The sequence below is a fragment of the Spirillospora sp. NPDC049652 genome (assembly GCF_040675125.1).
Taxonomy (GTDB): domain Bacteria; phylum Actinomycetota; class Actinomycetes; order Streptosporangiales; family Streptosporangiaceae; genus Spirillospora.
In genome coordinates this window covers 1-2435 of the sequence record NZ_JBFAOF010001025.1, presented here as the reverse complement: position 1 = coordinate 2435, position 2435 = coordinate 1, and the positions used below count along the sequence as shown (strand labels likewise).

Annotated in this window: 2 protein-coding genes; one reads left to right on the top strand and one right to left on the bottom strand. The window is 76.4% G+C overall.

All coding sequences use genetic code 11. The features are described from left to right. On the bottom strand, positions 1 to 798 hold a 798-nt coding region (locus AB0J52_RS36355), incomplete at its 3' end, for a beta/alpha barrel domain-containing protein (protein WP_500187451.1). Positions 799 to 1700: 902 nt separating this feature from the next. Here AB0J52_RS36355 and AB0J52_RS36350 point away from each other — a divergent pair. Next, positions 1701 to 2435: HD domain-containing protein (locus AB0J52_RS36350; RefSeq protein WP_500187450.1), on the top strand; the 735-nt coding region annotated here is incomplete at its 3' end.

The window sequence follows — 2435 nt, the reverse complement described above, 5'->3', positions numbered from 1 at the left end:
CACCGGCAGCGCCTTGACGTGCAGCCCGGACGCGCCGAGCCGCGCGTTCGCCTCGGCCGGGGCGAGCCCGGCCAGGTCGAAGTCGGGCAGGTCCGGGCGCGCGAAGATCCGGTGGCCGCCGGTGACGCGGGTCTCGCTGCCGTCCATCGCGCGCAGCGCGTCCGCGACGTCGCACGGCAGCTCGCCCTCGCGGACCAGCGCGAGCTGGACGTCCAGGACGACGCCCGCCGCGCCGCCCGCGACCGCCGCGGCGGCCGTGTGCGGGCCGATCCCGCCCGCCGCGAACACCGGGAGGGCGGCCTGCGGGTCCCCCAGCAGGTGCTGGAGCAGCACGAACGTGGTCAGGTCGCCGACCCGTCCGCCCGCCTCGCAGCCGCGCGCGATCAGGCCGTCGGCGCCGGCGGCGCGCGCGGCGGACGCCTCGGCCGGGTCCACGACCTCCACCAGGAGCCTGCGCCCGCGCGTGTACCCGATGGTCTCCTCGACGGACACCGCGTCCAGCAGGACGGTGTGGGCCTGCCCGGGCAGCTCGTCCGGGCGCACCCCGCACCCGGCCTGGACCCGCACCCCGAACCCGCCCCGCCACCAGCGGGTCAGGTCGGCGAGCGCGGCCAGCGCGGCGGACCGGTCGGTGCCGAGGTCGAGGACGCCCAGGCCGCCGGCCCGGCAGACCGCGGCGGCCAGGTGCGGTGCGGGCCGCCCGAACGGGCCGACCCCGAGGACCTCCGCCTCCCGCGGGCGGGGCCGGTCTCCCGCCCCCGTCCCGAACACGCCACCCGGATCCACCTCAGCCGCCATGCACTGCCCCCCGCCGTTCCGCGCCCGGCCCGACCCTCGAGGCCGGCGCGGCTCGAACACCCTGGCTCGTCACATCCGTTGCGAAGCGCGGCTCGCCCTTCCGCAGGAGGGGGCCGCGATGAGCCGCAACACTACGGTCGGTGACCGCGCGACCTCCCGGCCGACACACCCGGGGTCACGCCCTCGCGCGCACTCCAGGGGGACTCTGGACCGTCCCTTGACGGAAGGAAGACCCGACGCCCACGGCAGGGCGCACGGCAGGGGCGGAACGCGGGCACGGAATCCGCCGCCGCGTCCCGCGATGGCCGGAAGCGGGCACCTTTCCGCGGCCCGGCGCGGCCCGGTCCGGCCCCGAACACGACGTGCTCCACGACCGGCGGACGGCCTTCAGCGAACCGCCGCGAAATGCCCTCACCTGCGTTCGCGGACCCACAAACATCGCGTTCTCGAAAGGCCACCCGCCGCTACTCCGGCCGAGAATTCCAGGCGCCGGAACCGGCGTCCCGCCAACGGAACCGAGCGCCGCCGCCGGTGCGGATCACCTGCTCGGCCTCCCTCCGTCCGCGCCCGCGGGCAGGTCGCCGCCCATCTTCCGGAACGCTCCGGAGACACCGCCGCGTCCCGCGACGGCCAATGCGACGCCGACCCGCACAGGACGAGATCGGCTTTACGGTGCGACACAGAACGCGTCAATTACTCTTGCCCGCGGCCGCCCATTCGCCAATGACCCACATCGCGAAATGACCGCGCGGTCGCCAGACATCCGGTCCCGTCCGTCCGGCCGTCCGGACGGCCGCCCCCTCTCGCGCGGCCCTCGGCGGCTCACGCATAATGCCAGTTACACCCCGTAGCATCCACGCCACGGGCAGGTGTCAGGCGGGTGGACGATGAGAGTCCTCGGCGTGCGGGAACGCGCGCCCCACCAGCACACATCCGGCGCGCGCGGGCGTCCGCCGCGCGCCGCGGCGCCGCGCGTCCGGGGGGACCGCGTCGCGGGCGGGCCGTGCGACCCGGCGCTCGCCCCGCTGCTCGCCCAGTACCGCTCGGTCTGCCCCGGCCGCGACGAGCGCGAGATCGTCCGCGGCTACCGGGTCGCCGAGCGGCTGCACCGGGGCCAGCTCCGCAAGTCCGGCGCCCCCTTCATCACCCATCCGCTCGCGGTCGCCACCATCCTCGCCGGGATGGGCATGGACACCGCCACGCTCGTCGCCGCCCTGCTGCACGACACCGTCGAGGACACCCCTTACACGCTCGGCGAGCTGCGCGCCGACTTCGGCGAGGAGGTCGCGGTCCTGGTGGACGGGGTGACCAAGCTGGACGGCGGGCGGTGGGGCGCCCGCGCCGAGGCCGAGACGTTCCGCAAGATCGTGCTCGCCGCCGCGGCGGACCTGCGGGTGCTGGTGATCAAGCTGGCGGACCGGCTGCACAACCTGCGGACGCTCGGCTTCCAGTCGCCGGAGAAGCGGATCCGGATCGCCACGGCCTCGCACGAGCTGCTCGTCCCGTTCGCCGAGCGGCTCGGCATCCGGGTGCTGCAGCGCGAGATGGACGACCTGGCGTTCGCCGCGCGCGACCCGGACGGGCACGCCGCCGCGGCCCGCGCGGTCGCCGCCGCGCTGGCCCGCGGCCCGGCCGTG